13 protein-coding genes and 2 pseudogenes are annotated in these 15,773 nt (G+C 60.9%); 1 reads left to right on the forward strand and 14 read right to left on the reverse strand.

The window, feature by feature from the left end; genetic code table 11:
• Window positions 1–22: 22 nt before the first annotated feature.
• From CGZ66_RS24195 to CGZ66_RS24255, 13 genes and pseudogenes are all read right to left on the reverse strand, one after another.
• Window positions 23–979 carry an IS481 family transposase gene (locus tag CGZ66_RS24195; RefSeq protein WP_095088714.1) on the reverse strand — a complete coding sequence of 319 codons (957 nt, stop codon included), beginning with the start codon at window positions 977–979 and terminating at the stop codon, window positions 23–25.
• A 213-nt stretch (window positions 980–1,192) separates the two neighbouring features.
• Complete coding sequence (locus CGZ66_RS41380) at window positions 1,193–1,516, reverse strand: cold shock domain-containing protein (protein ID WP_095088715.1); 324 nt, start codon at window positions 1,514–1,516, stop codon at window positions 1,193–1,195.
• Window positions 1,441–1,749: a hypothetical protein gene (locus CGZ66_RS24205; RefSeq protein ID WP_095088717.1), complete on the reverse strand. Its 309-nt coding sequence runs from the start codon at window positions 1,747–1,749 to the stop codon at window positions 1,441–1,443. Before CGZ66_RS24205 ends, CGZ66_RS41380 begins: the two co-directional genes overlap by 76 nt.
• An 88-nt stretch (window positions 1,750–1,837) precedes the next feature.
• Window positions 1,838–3,340 (reverse strand): Ulp1 family isopeptidase, encoded by a 1,503-nt coding sequence (locus CGZ66_RS24210; protein ID WP_245331192.1) that lies wholly within the window; start codon window positions 3,338–3,340, stop codon window positions 1,838–1,840.
• Window positions 3,341–3,651: 311 nt separating this feature from the next.
• Window positions 3,652–5,292, reverse strand: coding sequence for an IS66 family transposase (gene tnpC, locus CGZ66_RS24215; protein ID WP_095088721.1), 1,641 nt, complete (start codon window positions 5,290–5,292; stop codon window positions 3,652–3,654).
• A 75-nt stretch (window positions 5,293–5,367) separates the two neighbouring features.
• Entirely contained in the window at window positions 5,368–5,712 is a 345-nt protein-coding gene (tnpB, locus tag CGZ66_RS24220) for an IS66 family insertion sequence element accessory protein TnpB (protein ID WP_095088723.1), read from the reverse strand.
• Window positions 5,709–6,095, reverse strand: a complete 387-nt coding sequence (locus tag CGZ66_RS24225; protein ID WP_095088884.1) for a transposase — start codon at window positions 6,093–6,095, stop codon at window positions 5,709–5,711. The genes tnpB and CGZ66_RS24225 overlap by 4 nt, the downstream gene beginning before the upstream one ends.
• A 51-nt stretch (window positions 6,096–6,146) precedes the next feature.
• Window positions 6,147–7,055, reverse strand: a complete 909-nt coding sequence (locus CGZ66_RS24230) for a hypothetical protein (protein WP_143748827.1) — start codon at window positions 7,053–7,055, stop codon at window positions 6,147–6,149.
• Between the two features lie 296 nt (window positions 7,056–7,351).
• A pseudogene (locus CGZ66_RS24235) lies at window positions 7,352–7,807 on the reverse strand (transposase); the annotation flags it as partial.
• A 55-nt stretch (window positions 7,808–7,862) separates the two neighbouring features.
• A pseudogene (locus tag CGZ66_RS24240) lies at window positions 7,863–8,574 on the reverse strand (IS6 family transposase).
• Window positions 8,575–8,876: 302 nt separating this feature from the next.
• On the reverse strand, window positions 8,877–11,948 hold the full coding sequence (locus CGZ66_RS24245; RefSeq protein WP_095088727.1) for an efflux RND transporter permease subunit: 3,072 nt from the start codon (window positions 11,946–11,948) through the stop codon (window positions 8,877–8,879).
• Window positions 11,945–13,030 carry an efflux RND transporter periplasmic adaptor subunit gene (locus tag CGZ66_RS24250; protein WP_095088729.1) on the reverse strand — a complete coding sequence of 362 codons (1,086 nt, stop codon included), beginning with the start codon at window positions 13,028–13,030 and terminating at the stop codon, window positions 11,945–11,947. Before CGZ66_RS24250 ends, CGZ66_RS24245 begins: the two co-directional genes overlap by 4 nt.
• Complete coding sequence (locus CGZ66_RS24255; RefSeq protein ID WP_095088731.1) at window positions 13,027–14,100, reverse strand: efflux RND transporter periplasmic adaptor subunit; 1,074 nt, start codon at window positions 14,098–14,100, stop codon at window positions 13,027–13,029. Before CGZ66_RS24255 ends, CGZ66_RS24250 begins: the two co-directional genes overlap by 4 nt.
• Window positions 14,101–14,212: 112 nt before the next feature.
• Here CGZ66_RS24255 and CGZ66_RS24260 point away from each other — a divergent pair, with 112 nt between their 5' ends.
• Complete coding sequence (locus CGZ66_RS24260; RefSeq protein WP_095088733.1) at window positions 14,213–14,833, forward strand: TetR/AcrR family transcriptional regulator; 621 nt, start codon at window positions 14,213–14,215, stop codon at window positions 14,831–14,833.
• A gap of 187 nt (window positions 14,834–15,020) precedes the next feature.
• Here CGZ66_RS24260 and CGZ66_RS24265 read toward each other — a convergent pair whose 3' ends face one another.
• Window positions 15,021–15,764: a hypothetical protein gene (locus tag CGZ66_RS24265; RefSeq protein WP_143748828.1), complete on the reverse strand. Its 744-nt coding sequence runs from the start codon at window positions 15,762–15,764 to the stop codon at window positions 15,021–15,023.
• Between the last annotated feature and the right edge of the window lie 9 nt (window positions 15,765–15,773).

The raw sequence follows: 15,773 nt of genomic DNA on the forward strand, positions 1-15,773 counted from the left end.
GCCGCACGCCAAATCGGCCTAGCTAGCTGTGGAGCCTCAACAGGTTGTCCTCGGTTAGGGCGAGGCGACTGATGGGTGGTTTGGACTTTAGGCTGCCGTGTGGGCGATGCCAATTGTATCTGTGCAGCCAGACAGGCAGTTCGGCGGCGCGGTGATCTGAAGTCGGATAGGCGATGGCATAGGCCCATTCGCGCAGCGCCGTCTGGATGAAGCGCTCGGCCTTGCCATTGGTCTTGGGCGTGTAAGGCCTTGTCCTGACATGCTTGAGGCCGAGATCGCGGCAGGCCTTGGCGAAGGCCTTCGATCTATAGCAGGAGCCGTTGTCGGTCATGACGCGGGCTATCGCGACGCCGAGGCTGGCGTAATAGGCGACCGCCGCCTTGAGGAAGGCGATAGCGCTTTCTTTTTTCTCGTCGGGCAGGATCTGCGAGAAGGCGATGCGGGAGGCGTCGTCGATGCAGACATGGACGAACTCCCAACTGCTGCCGCGCGAGCTGGCATTGCCGGTGCGCTTGCCGGTAATGCGATGACCGATGCGCTCGAAACGACCGAGCTTCTTGATGTCGATGTGGATCATCTCGCCGGGATGCTCGCGCTCGTAGCGTCGGATCGGCTCGGCCGGTTCGATATCCCTGAGCCGCGACAGTCCGGCACGCTTGAGAACGCGGCTAACGGTGGCGGGCGAGACGCCGACCTGGTGGGCGATGTGCTTGCCGGTCCAACGTTGCCGCCGCAGCGCCATGATGCGCTCGGCGATCAACGCAGCGGTGGCCCGTGGCATATGGGCGGGTCGCGAAGAACGGTCGATCATGCCGACCCGCCCTTCGGCCTTATAGCGCTCGACCCAGCGCGCCACGATCTTGGCCGACACGCCGTAGACGCGCGCCGCATGAGCTTTGGAGAAAGCGCATTCTATCACCGAAAGCGCCATCTCCTCTCGACGCAGCGGCGTGAGACGGGCATTCTTGTGGATGTTCATTCGGACCCTCCGATGTGTGCTGAAGCCTGGTAACTCCAGTCTCCTCGGTCCGGTCCGAATGGACAACCTCCTGAAAGCTCACAGCTAGCGCCTGGGGCAGATGGAACCATCGGGCTTGTTGCCAGGCAGGCTTGTCGTCACCTTCACATTTGCGATACGAAATTGTGCATTGCAATATCGGCGGCCCGTGGGTATCATCTTGCTGTCGGCCATCTACTCCTCCCAGATGGATGCCGATACTGAATGCGGTGCACCTCCTCCCGCGCCGTATTCGAAAATCGAGCCCGCTGCCACCTCCTCCCGGCAGCGGGCTTTTCTTTTGTATGAAGGTAGTTTCGGCCAAGGCCGATCTATCGCCGCCTGGACCAGGCGAATGCTCCGAACCTCCAGGCCGTTCTTGCCTTGCCCGTATTGGAAAGACACTTTCTGCCCCTCCATCAGCACGCTTAGCCCTGAGCGGATCAGCGCAGTAGCGCGAACGAAGGCGTCCTTTTCACCGTTCTCGGGAGCAATGAAGCCGAAGCCCTTTTCGGGAATAAACCACTTGACCGCTCCGCTCCATAGGTGAGATCGAGGCCAGCTTGCAGGGCGCCAAAGGCGATCTCAGCGTGGTTGTCCGCTTCGATGGTGATAGTGGCGGGATCGACAAGGTCGTTGCCGAGACCATCGTCTGCGACAGGTTCGAGGGCAGGGTGAAGTGTATCCGAAAGCCGCCCGTTCTTCCCCCTTAAAGGCGTTTGCGACAGATCCAGCCGATCTGCGTCGGTCACGTCCTGGTACCGCGGCGGCTATTCTTGTCCGATTCTCTGCCGGCGAGAGCCGCTCCAAACAACTTGATCAGCCCAATCATCGAGTTCGCTAAGGGCCAGCAGACTGGTCTCGCGGAGGCGGCTGAGCCATGAGCCGCTCCTGAAGTGCCCGCCGATCGGCGACGAGATTGTCGAGGTGCAGCGACTCGCGGCGTGGCCGCGGTTCTTGGGCCAACCGTCGAGCCAGCTCCCGCGTGGCATCCAGCACAAAGACGCCGCAATCAAAACTGTTCCGCTGCCGGGCCATGCCCATTGGTTGCAGGCTGCTGGCGCCCAGCCGTTCTGCGAGCTCTGTTGCAATGGTGTGGTGGAGCGGGCGGAGGGAGTCGTAGTGATAGGCGACCGGCCTTTCCTGATTGCGGCGATCAACCAGCAGCAGCGACCAATGGTCGCCTTCGCGAATAGCACTGGCATTGTTCACTAGCAGGAACAGGCAGTCGGCTGTATCGTTACCATTCCGATCATGGACAATGCGATGGAATGCGCGTAGCGCGTCGCTATCGGCGCCGTGGTTAAGCTGAAAGGCTATCAGAGGATCCACGAACCGCGTCCGGGCGGCGAGATCCGGATTAGTCCCACGCAACTCCTGCGCCACGAACTCGTAATCCCGCTGAATATGATCGTCGCCGAGCCATTCTCTGGCTCCGAGCACCCGTCCGCGGTCGTGGGAAGAGGCACTCGTAGCCGAAGCACCGATCTGAGCATCTGGAACCGAGGATGGGCGAGGATGATGGATAAATTGAGCATCGCGGCGCCCTCGCGGCCCCAACGTGATAGAGTAGGTCTCACCGTTGATAGAGACAGGCCGCGGAACCATGCGCGGACTCGGCAACAGCATCTTGTTGTCCAGTACATCGAGCAGGAAGTCCGGCACCGGCTGTGAGCCATGCTGCCAATCCTCGCCGACGAGATATCCGATATCCTCGAGCTCCAGAGGCTCGCCTGATGGCCCGATGGAGAACGGCGGACTGGCGGCCGGACCAGGCACTTGCGCTGACTGAGCGTCGTCACGCGTCTCCTGCGGTGTGGACGGCAGATCAACGAAAGAATGGAGGCCGCGGTAGATCTCTGACGACCGAGCTGGCGCGCCCTCCGGGGTTGGCCGCATACTCGCCTCAGAGTCGGGCGGCACTCGCGGCGACCGGGTCGAACTCGACACAGCCGTTTCGTGTCGTCCGGCCTGCGGGCCTTCCGGCGTCGGCCACTCATTTAGGTCAAAGTCTGACGGCACCCGCGGTGACCAGGATAAGCTCGCGCCGGCTAGCTGCGGTTCCCGACCCGGCTGGTCAGGGAAGGCTACACCCAGCGCCCTGTTTGCCTCGACGACTTGCACATACTGCGCAAGCCTCTTGAAGCCAATGCCAACGTTGCCGTTGGCTTTCGTGAACTCCTGGTAATCTCTGTCCAATGATTCGCGCTGATGCCAATCGCCGTTGATCCGGCTCGCGATGCTCTCCCTGCCCATTGTTCGGAGCCAATCGCTGAACTTTCGTTGCCCCGAAGCAGTATTGCGGACGGTCTTGGCAGTCCGGCCGGATCCGAGCTTGCTCAACTCTCCCTCGACCAAGCCATCGATGATGTTGGCGGCATCGTCATAAGGATGCAGCCCGTGCTGGAGTTCGTCGCCCTGGGGTGCCGAAGCTTGTTGATACCCAACCCGACGTACGGTTGGCCAATGGCTCGCTTGAACTCCGAAATATCTTTCTGCAGTTGTTTTTTCTGCTGCTCATTGCCGTTGAGTCGACTCGCTATGCTCTCCTTTCCCTCTCTTTTCAGCCAGTCACTAAGCTTGCGCTGATTGCTAGCGATCTTGAGGATAGGCGCCCTCTCTTTGGCAGTCGCTGCCGGTCCAAGCGTAAGCGGTTAGCTGACGGCGTCTGGTTTGAAGTTCCAGGGCATGAGCATTTCGATTTTGGCTGCGGGCCAGCGCTGAGCGATGCGGGTCAAGGTCTGGGAGAGCCAGGCGAGTGGGTCGACGCCATTCATTTTACAGGTTTGCAGAAGTGTCGCGACGGTGGCCCAGGTGCGTCCACCGCCCTCGCTTCCAGCGAAGAGACTATTTTTTCTCGTAATTGTCTGGGGCCTGATTGCACGCTCGACGATATTGGAGTCGATCTCGATACGACCGTCCATCAGAAAGCGTTCCAGCGCCTCCCGCCGGGTGAGCGCGTAGCGGATCGCCTCGGCAGTCTTGGATTTTCCGGAGACCTTGTGCAGTTCTTTTTCCCACAGGTCGAAGAGGCTCGCGACAATGGCCGCGGACTTTTCCTGACGCAGCGCGGCGCGGCTCCCAGCATCCTTGCCGCGAACCTCGTCCTCGACCTTCCACAATTCGGTCATGGCGGTGATCGTTGCCGTCGCGGCCTGTGAGATCCCGCTGATGTGCAGATCGTAAAACTTGCGCCGCAGATGCGCCCAGCACCCTGCGAGCCGGATTGTTTCATTGCCGCCGGCTTTGGCCCGTGCCTTGACCAGGTTAGTATAGGCCGAGTAGCCATCCACTTGCAGGATGCCCCCGAATCCAGCGAGGTGACGCGCCACGCAATCGGCGCCCCTGCTATCTTCAAAGCGATAAGCAACCATCGGTGGGCTGGTCCCGCCGAACGGTCGATCATCACGCGCGTAGGCCCACAACCAGGCTTTCGTGGTTTTCCCGGACCCAGGGGCAAGGGTGGGCAAGGTCGTCTCGTCGGCGAAGACCCTTTCGCCCTCCTTCACACGCTCCAGGATATAATCGGCGAGCATCTGCAATTCAAAGCCCAGATGTCCCATCCACTGCGCCATCAGCGACCGGCTGATCTCGACACCGTCGCGCAGATAGATCGCCTCCTGCCGGTAAAGCGGGAGGCCATCGGCGTATTTCGAGACAGCGATATAGGCGAGCAACCGCTCCGTCGGCAGGCCGCTTTCAACGATGTGCGCCGGCGCCAGAGCCTGGACCACGCCGTCACGGCCCCGGAAGGCGTATTTGGGACGGCGCGTGACGATGACCCGGAACTTCGGCGGCACGACGTCCAGCCGTTCAGAGCGATCCTCACCGATCAGAACCTTTTCCAACTCCTCGCAGTCGGCCGGGATTTCCGGCTCGATAACGTCCTCGATGCGTTCGAGGTGGGCGGCAAAACCCTTGCGCGGGCGCGGGGCACGCTTCGGCTTGTTCCCGGCCGCGTGAGCAAGTTCGCTCCGGATCGCCGAAAGGCCGGTCTCGACCTCCTCGAAGACAAAGGAGGCCTGCTCGTCGTCGATAGCCAGGCGTAGCCGCTCGGAACGCGTGCCATGTTGCGTGCGCTGCAAAACTTTCAGGATCGACGTGAGGTTGGCAATACGCTCGTTGGCGCTTTTCTCGACGGCTTTCAGCCGGGCGACCTCCGCCTCAGATGCTGCGATCCGAGCTTCGGCGACTGCGATCCGGGCCTCGCTCGCAGCCTGCTCGCGAGCCATGGAAAGGATCATCGCCTTCAGCGCATCAACGTCGTCGGGAAGGGCAAGATCCGGTAGAACCATGGCAAGCAGCAGAGCACAAAAACAGCCGCTTTCCCAACCGTTACAGCCCCATGATTCATCTTGCCGCAGCCGGTTTCAGCCCGTCGATAACGGCCGCCTGACCCTGGCCGGACGCATCTTTTTCCAGTCTAGCCCGGCCAGAAGCGCCATCAACTGGGCGTGGTCGAGACGCATGCGCGCGGCCGATATCGCAGACCAGCAGAAGCTGTGCTCTTCCAACGTTTTCGAATAAAGGCAAACCCCGCTGCCGTCCCACCACACGATGCGAACCCGGTCCGCACGCTTCGAACGGAATACGTGAAGCGCCCCCGAGAACGGGTCCAGGCCGCCGTCCCTGACCAGCGCCATCAACGATGCCGCGCCCTTGCGGAAGTCGACCGGCTGGCACGACACGTAAACCACCACACCGGAAGCGATCATGCCTTGCGAACCGCGCGGATGATCCTCGCCAGGCGATCGGGATCAACATCGCTGCCGGCGCGCACCACTGCATCGCCAATGACGATTTCCACCGTGTCGCTGCCCACCGCTTCAAAGCGCGTGAACTTCGCCGGCTTGCTCGCTGCCTCCGTCAGTGGCGCAACCATGCCCGACGAAAGCGCCTTGCGGCGCCACGCATAGAGCTGCGAGGGATCCAGCCCCTCGGAACGCGCAACCGCCGACACATTGCCCCCTGGCGAGAACGCTTCGGCGACAAGCCGTGCTTTCTCGTCTTCCGACCGATGGCGCGGCTTGCGTCGGGACGGCACAGGCTCCGCCGTCAAAATCTCGAATGTTCGATGATGGCTCATACTGTCGCTCACAGGATTCTCCGCATGATTCATGCTGAAAATGAGCGATCAACCGCCTGCACGCTACGTGGGGATGCCTACGCGCTTACGTCCAAGCTTACGCAAGGCTTCGTTGGTCGCGTCGTCGATGATGTCGGCGTCGCTCTCATAAGCGCTCAAAGTACGGCGCCCCATGACGCGGGGCCCGGATCCGAGCGCTTCGAACCCTGCCGAGTCAGGCTGAATCCTTCGGAGATGATTGAGGGCCGTAAAGAGGCGGCCCTTGGGGTCATTCTCCTCGCCAAATGCCATGATGTCCTCGGCTATTTCTTCGGTTCGAAACCGAGACGTCAGGGATGGCTTCTGGTTGGCCGTGAGCCACTTGGAAAAGCTATTAAGAATCTGCGTATGAGACCTGATAGTTTTGTCGGGCACCTCAAGTGCCCGGGCTGCTGCCGCGAACTGGTGAATGAGTAGCGGGTCTCCGGTAGGAGCAGGCGGCTGAGAACGACGAGGTGGCGCAGAAGGCCGAGGCAACAACTCGCCGGCGCGGAACTTCCGAAGCGCTTCCAATGCCGCACGCACTCGCTTGATGCCCCCCGCGTTCACAAATTCATCCGCATGGGCTTTCAACTGAACAGGGCTTTCAACCAGACCGGCCAGTGTCAAGTTTTTAGAGTTGAGGAACTCGCTGAACCGGCTCAGTTGCTGCACCATCCCCTGAAGGGTACCGGAAGCATAACTTCCTGCCGCCGCGCGCACGAACTCGGAAATGAGGGCTGCGTCCTCTTCGGACGCACGGGTGCGCTTATAGGCGTAGATACGAAGCTCTGAATCGACTGCATCCGACGCTGAGCCGCCCAACGACTTTTCACCGCGACTTCCTCCAAACACTTTGCCAAGCCCCGACTTAACCCGAGAAAGCAGTCCACCGCCTTTTCTATCCTTCGTGCGCGCGGCAGGCTTCGGTTCCGATGACGCTGTGTCGCGCATGCTACCCAGTGCCCTGTTGCGCAAGTCAGATGGAGAACCTTGCATGGCCGCGCCAAAGTGAGCGCGAGGAATGTCGACACTGTGCCGCGTACTGCGGAACCGATTGTCCTGCGGGTTGGATTGCGGCGGCATGGGGTTTGAAGGGTCGTTCTGGCCGCACAACCGGTGCTTCTTGGCAGCGCGTGATGGCACGAGGCGTGCAGATCGCGAGCGAGAGCATTTGGTGCGGCCATGCCAGCATAGGGTATCGGCCAGCGCCTGCCGGCGTGCCACTGAACGCGACCCGATGAGTGGCGTCAGACCGGTTTGAGGCGGGTGAAGAGTGCGAGATTGTAAGCCACCACAGAGGACCAGACATAGGTCTTGAAGTGGTCGAGCCCGCCCCAGGTGCAGCGCGCCAAGCCGTAGGCACGTTTGAGGCAGGAGATGCCGGCCTCGATGCCGGCGCGGAAGTTGCGCAGCTTGCGATAGACCCACTTGCTTTTGACCATGTCTTCGACCTTGAGGCCGCTCTTCTTGTGGAAGGCCATGTCGCGCACGCCGCAGGCCTTGGCCCGGCGCAGATTTTCGCGGCTGGCATAGCCGCCGTCGGCCGCCGCCTGCCGCGGGTCCCAGATGCCGATGTGGCGCTCCAGCATCGGCAAGAACCGCTCGCTGTCGGCCGGGTTTCCGGCTTCGATGACGAGGTCAAGGATCAGTCCGCTTCGGCCGGTGGTCAAATTGAGCTTGTGGCCATAATCGACGTCGCGGCTGTGGCATTGTAAACTTAGTGACGACCGGCACAGAGCCGTCTGCGGGTCTCTACCATTAGGTGCTCTGAAGACGGGCGATTTGACGCCACATCTGCATCGCAGCTCCTCGCAGCTCGCGATGATGGTCAGTGGAATGTTTTGGCGGGGAATGTGAAACAGGTTGGCGATGGGATCGTGGATGGAGACGAAGCGTTGAAGCTGTCGCGCTGACCTGAACCGCTTCATAGTCCTCTCGCGCCGTCGGACCGGTTGGTGAGAATTCTCAGCGCGATTGTTCAAGCCCTTGTGTGAGCGATGCTGGACGCCCGGCATGATATCGCGCTTGGCAGCACTGTAGGATCGAAGCTTGCAAGTGACCATCACACGCGGCGAGCGGCATTGACCTTTGAGAAGCTTTCGCATCAGACGCCTGGCAGCCTTGGCATTGCGGCGGCGTTCCACCAGAACGTCGAGAACGAAACCGTCATGATCGACCGCACGCCAAAGGCAGTGTTTCTTTCCCCGCGCCGAGTGGTGATGACGGCCTCGTCGAGGTGCCATTTGTCGCCGAGCTTTCCGGCTGAGCGCATCCGGATGTCATTGGCAAAATGCCTTCCGAATTTCTCCGCCCACAGCTTCACCGTCTGGTGGGAGACCGTGATGCCACGGGCAGCCAGCAGATCTTCGACCATTCGCAAGCTGAGCGGAAACCGGAAATAAAGCCAGACCGCATGGGCAATCACGTCAGCGGGAAAACGGTGGCGGCGATAAAGTCGATCAAGGGGCAACAGTCGTCATGCCCACTCATCGCATACCTAAATCGACCGTCGGTTAATGTTACGATGCCCAGATCGAAGAAATCATAGCCTTCATAAAGGTCAATCCTTCTCGCCCTGGACCTGCTTGATCGCCGCGGGCTCAAGCACCGCGGATGTTGGCCGAGAAGCGCATCCCATCAGGCTGACCGTGACGGCAAGAATGACAAGGCTGTACCGTGATCTGCACGGGTAGATCGAGAGGAGGGAGTGCATCGACGTGCCTTAGGGTAAATCTGGAGAAAGAAGGGCGCTCGCAAGCGCCCTTTCGCTAATCAAGCACGTGCAGCATCTGGGGAGGCATCCGGATCTTCTCGTGGTATCCGGAACCAGGCCACGTATAGGGCCGGGAGAAAGAGAAGCGTCAACACCGTGCCGGCCACAATCCCGCCCATCATGGCATAGGCCATGGGCCCCCAGAAAATTTCCCGGGAGATGGGGATGAGGGCGAGCGTCGCGGCCGCGGCGGTCAGCAAGATCGGCCGCATGCGGTGTTCCGTGGCCTCGACAACCGCACGCCACGGCGGCACGCCCTCGCTTCGCAGATTCTCGATCTGGACGACGAGGATGACCGAGTTGCGGATCAGGATACCGATCAGTGCGAGCACGCCGAGGATCGCTACGAAGCCCATCGGCGCATTGCTGAGCAGGAGTGCCGCCACGACGCCGATCAGCGCGAGCGGAGCGACTGCGAAAACCAGGAACAGGCGGCTGAAGCTCTGGAGCTGGATCATCAGGATCGTCGCCATGGCGAACAGCATCAGCGGGGCGACCGCGGCGATCGGTCCCTGCGCGTCGGCGCTCGATTCTACCGAGCCGCCGATCTCGACCTTGTATCCCGCAGGAAGAGCTTTCGTGAACTTTTCGACCTGGGGCTTGAGCTGTTCCACGATCGTCGCGGGCTGTGTCGGCCCGGTGACCGCGGCCTTCACCGTGACCGTAGGAATGCGATCCCTTCGCGCGATCATAGGCTGTTCGAGCTCATAGCGGAACTTGGCGACTGCGGAGAGCGGTACGGATTTGCCGTTTGATCCCGGAAGCTGGAGGTCTCTTAGCGTCTCGATCGAGCCACGCTCAGCGTCTTGGGCCCTGCCGATCACGTCGATGAGGTAGATGCTGTCGCGGATCTGCGTCGCCGAGGACCCTTCGACGATGCTGTTGAGTGCGTTAGCGATATCCTCTGAAGAGACGCCGAGCTGGCGAGCCTTGTCCTGGAGCACGTCCACCTTCACGACGCGCGAGGGCTCGTTCCAGTCATAGGTCATGTTGGCGATGAGAGGATGCCGGTTGACGATGGCTCCAAAGCGATGCGACAGCTCACGCACCGTCTGGATGTCCGGGCCGCTGATGCGGTACTGGACGGGCTTGCCCACCGGTGGGCCGATATCCAGGAGTTTGACAAAAGCGTCGGTACCGGGAAAGGTCTTCGCTACATAAGCCTGCAGGTCTGTGCGCAACCTGTCCCTTGCCTCCAGGTCCTTGGCCACGATGACGACCTGCCCGAACCAGACAGCCGGGGTCTGCACGTCATAAGACAGGATGAAACGCGGCGCGCCCTCCCCGACATGTGTGGTCCAATGGTCGATATCGGGATTGCCGACGAGTTTCTCTCGTTCGAAATCCGTCATCTGGCGGTTCGTTTCCGTAATCGTGCTGTTTTGGGGCATACTCCAGTCGACGACTAACTCGACGCGGTCGGACGCCGGGAAGAACTGCTGCTGCACAAGGCCAAGACCGCCCAGCGAGAGGCCGAAAACAGCGATGGTGGCGATGATCGTAACCCAGCGCCAGCGCATGGCAGCTCCCAGCAGCCAGGCAAATCCCCGTGCGCCGCGTCCCTTGCGCTCATGGTGCGACTTCATCGTCTTGGGCAGGATCGCCACGCCCAGCAACGGCGTGAACAGGACGGCCACGACCCAGGATACCACGAGCGAAACGGCAATGACGACGAACAGGGTGAAGGTGAATTCGCCCGCTGCGCTACTGTTGAGGCCGATCGGGATAAAACCGGCGACGGTGACAAGCGTGCCTGTCAGCATCGGAAAGGCAGTCGACGTATAGACATAGGTGGCGGCTTTGCGCAGCTCGTCGCCTGACTCCAGGCGCGCCACCATCATTTCGACGGCGATCATGGCGTCGTCAACGAGGAGCCCCAACGCGATGATCAAAGCGCCGAGCGAAATGCGCTGGAGAGAGATGCCCGTATATTCCATGACGACGAAGGTGATCGCCAGTACGAGCGGGATCGAGATCGCGACCACCAGCCCAGCGCGCAGCCCAAGGCTAATGAAGCTGATCGCCAAAACGATAGCGATTGCCTCAAACAGTGCCTTGGTAAAGCCGGACACTGCTTCTTCCACCACGGCCGGCTGGTCGGAAACCCGTTCAACACTCACGCCTATCGGAAGATCGGCCACGACGCGCTTCATCTCCTCGTCCAGCGCCTTGCCGAAGTTCGTCAGATTGGCACCCGCCGTCATGCCAATTGCCAGGCCGATTGCAGGTTGTCCGTTGAAGCGGAAGAGCGAGGCCGGCGGGTCGACATAACCTCGCTTGATCGTCGCGATGTCGGTCAGCGGGAAAAATCGATCGTTGACCCTGAGGTTGATGGCTTTCAGGCTTTCTTCGCTCGTAAATTGGCCACTGACGCGCAACGCGATCCGCTCTGGTCCTGCATCAACGAAGCCGGACTGCGCCACAGCGTTCTGGGCTTCAAGCGTTTCGATGACGGACTGGCGGTCGATGCCGAGCGCTGCGATCTTGCGCGTCGAGAATTCAAGATAGACGGCTTCATCCTGAGCCCCGATGATGTCGATCTTGCCCGCATTCGGAACCGTTAGAAGCTTCGCCCTGGAGTCTTCCACCAGATCGCGAAGCTGGCGCTGCGTCAGGCCGTCGGATGTGAACGCATAGATGTTGCCATAAACGTCGCCGAAGGTGTCATTGAAGAACGGACCGACGACGCCGCTGGGAAATTCGCCCTTGATGTCGTTGATTATGTTGCGGACGCGAAGCCAGTTGCCCGTCACGTCCCTTGCTTTGGTGGTCGGAAGCAATTCGACGTAGACCGTGGTCTGGCCGGCGATCGTCTCGCTTCGCGTGTAGTCCAGCGCGTCAAGCTCCTCCAGCTTCTTCTCGATCCTGTCCGTTACCTGACGGGTCATTTCTTCCGCAGACGCGCCCGGCCACTGCGCGTTGATAATCATCGTCTTGATGGTAAAGGCAGGGTCTTCTTCGCGACCGAGGTTGAAGTAGGAAAACGTGCCTGCAAGGATGAAGACGATCATGAAATACCAGACGAGTGAACGGTGATCGAGCGCCCAGTCTGAGAGGTTGAACGGTTTCAATTGATGGTCTCCTGGTCGACGCGAACGGCCTGGCCGTTTTCGAGCGTGTTGACGCCAGCGGTGACGATTCTGTCACCAGGGTTAATCCCGTCGATCACGGTGACGGGGCCACCTGGAACAGTTTGTTCGGCAAGCCTGACCGGGCCGGAAGTGACTTTGCCGGTCGTGTTGTTGACGATCCAAACGAATGCCTTCGATCCCTCGGTCCGAATCGCGGACAAGGGCAGCCGGATCAAAGTCTTGGCCTCCCCCATGGATCTGGCCACTATGACCGAGCCGAGCCTGAGTGCTTCAGGCGGATCGATCAGCGTCAACCGGGTGCGTCGCGTACGCGTCGCGTCGTCCGCTTCGGGCGTGATTTCGCGGACCACGCCCCTGGCGTGAATGCGGGGATCAAGTTGCAAGGCGACGTCGAAGGATGCGCCGAGCGTCAACTGGTCACCGGCGGCTTCGGGCACATCGACGACCGCGTCGCGCTCTTCCGGTCGCGCGACCGTCGCGACACCCTGCCCCGGCGAGACGACTTGCCCCACCTCGGCTGTCGTCGCGGTGACGACGCCGTCGAACTCGGCGAGCAGGCGAGAATAGCTCAGCTGTTCGTTCGCCTTGTCGAGATTTGCCCGGGCCTTGGCGACCGCGGCTTCTGCGGTCTTGCGCTCCTGCTCGGCAGTTTCGAAGGTGGCCTTCGCCCCGGTTTGTCTCTCGAGCAGAGTTCTCTGCCGGTCTTCGGTGATTCGGGCGTTGGCCAGGTGCGCCTGACTATTGGCGAGATCGGACTGCGCGCTTTTGACAGAGAGCTCGAGCGCCACCGGATCGATGGCTGCCAGGACGTCGCCCTTCTTGACAAGGTCGCCTACCTGGACGTTGCGGGCGATGACGCGGCCCAAAATGCGGAAGCTAAACTCGGTCTCGATGCGGGCTTGGACAGTGCCGGGCAGAGTGAATGCCGCCTGCGCGAATGGTTCGGCTATCTGAAAGATGACGGGGCGAGCGGGCACCGATGCTGCGTCCTCTTCCTTCTGGCAAGCGGACAGCAACGCGGCCGCCGCCAAAAGCGCGGTCAGGCGAGGATCGATTTTCATCGGGCGGTTCTTTCGTAAGACACGACGTCGCCGTCGCTGAGGAATTTCGTACCGTTGGAAACAACAATGTCCCCCATAGACAGGCCAGATTGGACGGAGAAGCGTCCACTGGTATAGGCCGCGACCTCCACGGGATGGAGGGAGACGACGCTCGTCTTCGTATCGACGAGCCAGACGGCCGTCCGCCCCGCATAGGAGGCCATGGCCGACCACGGCAACTCGATGACGGCCTCGGGCTTGTACCGCGCGGTGGCAATCACGGCGCTTCCCAGGGGAGCGTCAGGCGCATCTTCGAGAGCGAGCTTCACCCGGATCGTCCCCGTCGTGGTATCGATGGTTGGCGACACCTCTCGGACCTTGGCCCGAAACTCGTCTTTGCCCGACAGGAGCCTGACCTTGGCAACGTCTTCGAGCTCGCGCCCGATAAGAGCGGACTCGTCGGCATTGATCACGGCATCTCGGGGACCGTCATGGGCGAGCGTGAAAACAAGTTGGGCAGCCTGCGCCACCTGACCTACTTCGGCATTGCGGGCGGTAATGATTCCGTTGGCATCCGCCCTGAGGTCCGTCTGGCCAAGTGTATCGCGGGCCGTATCCAGCTGGGCCTGCGCCGACTGAACCGTGGCCCTTGTCGTCAAAAGGGCTTCGCGTGCGTCATCTAGAGCAGCCCGCTTGGTCACGCCTGCGGCAAAAAGGCTCTGCTGTCTGTCAAATGCCTGCCGGGCCTGCGTTTGCTGCGCTTCCGCAGATTGGAGGTTAGCAAGTGCAACCTGGAGGTCAGCCTTCTGCTCTTGCGCATCGAGGCGCGCGAGAATCTGCCCGGCCTTGACGCGATCACCAACATCCACCAACCGCGCGATGATGCGGCCACTGACGCGGAATGAAAGATCGGACTGGATTCGGGCACGGATCTCGCCGGTCGTCGAAATGGTTTCCGACACCGGTACGGCTTGAACAGCTACCGTCTCCACGTGTCGCGTATCTTTCTGTCGAGTTTCTTCCTTAGGAGCGCAAGCCGCGAGCCATGCCATTGAAAACCCTAAAAAAAATCCCGTTGTCAATTGTCCCATAATTCGCCTCTCAAGTCGCTTTTTCCAGCTGATTACGGTTGACTTACCAGAAAGTCAATGAAATAATTATGACGTGTTAGGCTATAGGATCTCTTGGTTAGGTAATGTGAACATGAACAAGCTGACGCGCGCTGAACAGAAGGCCCTCCGGCCTGCCCAGATCCTCGATGCTGCATTTGAGGAATTTATCGAGCAAGGCTACACGGCGGCGCGCGTGGAAGATATCGCCGCACGGGTAGGCGTGACAAAGGGGACGGTCTACGTCTACTTCCCCACTAAGGAAATTCTGTTTTCTGCCATGGCACGGCATATCGCGCTACCGTTCGAGGACGTCCTAGCCGACGCCAAGGATCTGACGGGAAGTTACGCCGAGCGGCTCAGGTCATTGATCCTGCTTTTCTACGAACACGTTATGGGGGATCGCAGAACCCGGGAATTGCTCCGCTTCGCCATTTCTGAGGGCGTACGTTTTCCCCAGCTCATTAATGCGCATCACGTCGAACTCATTGAGCCGATCCTCGCCATGACGCAGGCGCTCATCGACGAAGGTGTCCGTCAGGGTGAATTTCGGGACGGGCCTGCGGCGGTTGCACGCGTCATACTTGCGCCTGCGTTGTCCTTGATCGTCGAAACATTGATGCACGACGGTCGTCTCGATCTCGAAACGCCGAGGTATATCGAAGCCCATCTCGATCTCGTTATGCACGGTCTCGCTGCCGCTAGAGCGGGATGAGATTAGTTTCGGTCATAGCCTGAGTTTTCGATTGAGCGTCTTTCGCGCCGCCACGGGACGCCAAATGCGCCGAAGCCCCGCGGGGGTATCATCATCAAATCAGCCGTAGCTGTCTTTGGTTGATAAAGGCCGCGTGTCTGCCGGAACAATTCTTGTTCCGACCCCATCGTGCTGCAACCGGTCAAGCTCATCGGCCCCAAGCATGGTCTCGATCGCTGCCTGGACAATCAATCTTGCCCGTGCGCGCATCGCGGCTGTGCGGGTCGATCGCAAGCAGCGTATGCGCAAGGGCGGCCCCCGCGCTCCCCGCCTTGATCGTCCACTCCCGCCCCGTCGCGTCCTGCCTCAGCCGCATGTGGCCGTCAGCGGCCGTCGTCAGCGTATAGCCGTTGAACGTCTCCTCGACCGTCTTGCGCTTGTGGCCATCGAGGTCTTGTGTGATCGTGCGCCGGCGACGCCCCTGCCCATCCACGACATCGATCGTCACCTTGCCCTTGGCGTCATCGCTGCGCGAGATCTCGTCTGGCATCGCGGCTACCAGCTCCGTCGACTTCACCCCTCCCTTGTCGCCGCTGCGCACCCCAAGCCCGACAGCCGCAAGCTCGGCCTCGATCTGCTCACGCCCAACACCTTGCCGCGCCGCGATCGCATCCAGGCTGTCGCCCCGCTCAACAGCCCTGGCAATTGCCGGGCTATCCTTGCCCATGGCATCCTGACCCGCGCCAAGCGTCGTCTTCCTGCCGTCGACCGTCGTCACAACCGTCTGGCTCGAGCCGTCGCGGTGCGTCGTCCTGTCGATCTCCACGCCGCTCGCAAGCCGTGTCCGCTCGACCACGTCGCCGCTGCCAAGGTCGTCATCGGTGCGCGTCGTCACCGCGCCCGTCCTGGCATTGCGGCTCACATTCGTGCGCAGCCCCTGGCCATCGCGCACGGAGCCAGC

The sequence above is a fragment of the Mesorhizobium sophorae genome, from assembly GCF_002270415.1.
Classification (GTDB): domain Bacteria; phylum Pseudomonadota; class Alphaproteobacteria; order Rhizobiales; family Rhizobiaceae; genus Mesorhizobium; species Mesorhizobium sophorae.